This is a genomic window from Chlorogloea sp. CCALA 695 (assembly GCF_003003885.1).
Classification (GTDB): Bacteria; Cyanobacteriota; Cyanobacteriia; order Cyanobacteriales; family Chroococcidiopsidaceae; genus Aliterella.
The window spans coordinates 1-2,546 of sequence record NZ_PVWN01000146.1; the positions used below are offsets into that span (position 1 = coordinate 1).

1 protein-coding gene and 1 pseudogene are annotated in these 2,546 nt (G+C 41.5%); both read left to right on the plus strand.

Annotated features, from left to right (window positions below; all coding sequences use genetic code 11):
* Nucleotides 1-531: 531 nt before the first annotated feature.
* Nucleotides 532-1,797 carry a class I SAM-dependent DNA methyltransferase gene (locus C7B70_RS25535; RefSeq protein WP_199192580.1) on the plus strand — a complete coding sequence of 422 codons (1,266 nt, stop codon included), beginning with the start codon at nucleotides 532-534 and terminating at the stop codon, nucleotides 1,795-1,797.
* A 24-nt stretch (nucleotides 1,798-1,821) separates the two neighbouring features.
* Nucleotides 1,822-2,520: pseudogene (locus C7B70_RS25540) on the plus strand (IS1 family transposase).
* Nucleotides 2,521-2,546: the final 26 nt, after the last annotated feature.

Sequence of the window (2,546 nt, forward strand, 5' to 3'; positions counted from 1 at the left end):
GGATGGAATGGAAGCTCGTAGTGTCAAAGGTGGTTATGCCCTAGAGCGTTTTAAGTTTAATTCCACCTGACTACTTACCTATCAAGTTATTGATGGAACAAATCTAAATTTCCCCTAGGCTATTCTTTGAGTATATGTTCTGCCAAATAAGTAATGCTTGGGTAATTACACTGAAATTAATTTATTGTAAGGATGAATTAAGCAACTATTCCGCGTTCTTACTAATTACATCTAGCCGATTGGCTGAATATGATGGGCAAGTAAAAAATCCTGTTCCACTATTCAAGTTAAATAGCTTTTGTTAAATCGCTAGTAATCGAATAAGCAGAGGTAAGCAAACTGATCCGTGATGAAAAGATCACACGCTGATTTAATCCAAAAACAACTGATGACATATTCGGTAGTCACTTACTCCGAGACGGTTTGGAACCCCTTGTTTCTAGTTCATTTAAAAGTTTATAGTTTACTAACATGAACGAGAATGATAATGACTGACTGGTTTAGATTTGTTTTAAAAAACTAGGGATACGGATGGCAGAAGTAGCAACAAAACAGAATAACTCAGACTCATTTGAGCAGAAACTATGGAAAACGGCGGATAAGCTGCGAAAAAATATTGATGCTGCGGAGTATAAGCACACTGTCTTAGGATTAATTTTTCTGAAATATATCTCTGATGCGTTCCAGGAATTGCACAACAAGCTGATTGCGGGAGAGGGGGATTACGAAGGGGGTAATCCAGAAGATCGGGATGAGTATTCGGCGGAGAATGTATTTTTTGTGCCAGTTGAGGCGCGGTGGGGATATCTTCAGGCACAGGCAAAGCAACCCGATATTGGTAAAACCGTTGATTTGGCGATGGGAGCAATCGAGCAGGAAAATAGCAAACGGTTAAAAGGGATTTTGCCCAAGGTATACGGACAGCAGAAGTTAGACCAGAAATCTTTGGGCGGATTAATTGACTTGATAGGATCGATTACGTTAGGGAATGCTGAAGCACAGTCACAGGACGTTTTAGGGCGAGTTTATGAGTATTTTTTGGGACAGTTTGCTTTAGCTGAAGGTAAGAAAGGAGGGCAGTTTTATACACCGGAAAGCATTGTTAAAGTTTTAGTAGAGATGTTAGAACCCTACAACGGGCGCGTTTTTGACCCTTGTTGTGGTTCGGGGGGAATGTTTGTCCAAAGTGAGAAGTTTGTCAAAAATCACCAAGGACGTTTAGATGATATCTCGATTTACGGACAGGAGAGCAACGAGACGACTTATAAATTATGTCGGATGAATTTAGCAATTAGGGGTATTGACGGCTCAAATATTAAGTGGAATCCTGAAGGTTCGTTTCTCAATGATGCTCACAAAGACTTAAAAGCGGATTTTGTCATTGCTAATCCTCCTTTTAATGATAGTGATTGGGGCGGTGATTTATTGCGAAATGATGGGCGTTGGCTGGATAAAGACCTTGTACCCCCTGTTGGAAATGCCAATTTTGCTTGGGCATCTCATTTTATTTATCACTTAGCACCCACAGGTTCGGCGGGTTTTGTGTTGTCTAATGGTTCGCTGTCGTCAAATACAAGCGGTGAAGGAGATATTCGCAAGGCTCTAGTGCTGAAGGATTTTGTGGATTGTATTGTCATGTTGCCAACGCAGCTTTTTTACAATACGGGTATTCCTGCTTGTTTGTGGTTTCTTAGTCGGTATAAGAACGGGAATAAGAACCGGGATAGACACGGTGAAGTGTTGTTTATTGATGCTTCAGAGTTGGGTTATATGGTAAATCGGGCGTTGCATAATTAAAAGATGATATCAAGGGAACACATCATGCAATGCCCTGAATGTAGATCGACCCACATCCGCAAGAATGGACATCGAAAAGAAAAACAAAATCATATCTGTGTCGATTGTCGTCGGCAGTTCATCAATAACTATCAACCCTATCAAGGGTACAGCGATGAGATGAGGCGCGAATGCCTGAAGATGTATGTTAATGGCATGGGATTTCGTGGCCTTGAACGGGTCAAAGGAGTGCATCATACAACCGTAATTAGCTGGGTTAAAGAGGTAGGAGAGTTACTTCCCAATGCTTATAATCCTGACCAGATTCCCGAAGTGGGCGAACTAGATGAACTAGAAACCTTTGTCCGCTCAAAAAAAACAAAATCTGGCTCTGGACGGCAATAGACCACTTTCAAGCCGGAATTTTAGGTTGGGTGTTAGGTGACCATAGTGGTAAAACTTTCGCCCCGTTGTGGGAGATTGTTGCTACTTGGCAGTGTTATTTTATTGTCACCGATGGTTGGTCTGTTTATCCTGGTTTTATTCCTCCAGGCGAAAAGAATTGTCAGCAAAACTTATAGGACGAGAATCGAGGGGGAAAACACCCGTTTACGTCACTATCTAGCGCGTCTACATCGTAAAACCTTATGTTATTCCCAATCTCTAGATATGCTGGCTCACTCGATTCGGTTGCTAATTCATTACCTCAAGTTTGGTGATGTGCCTGTCCCTTATCGTGTTTAACTATTCATCTGTTCATTCAGCAACGC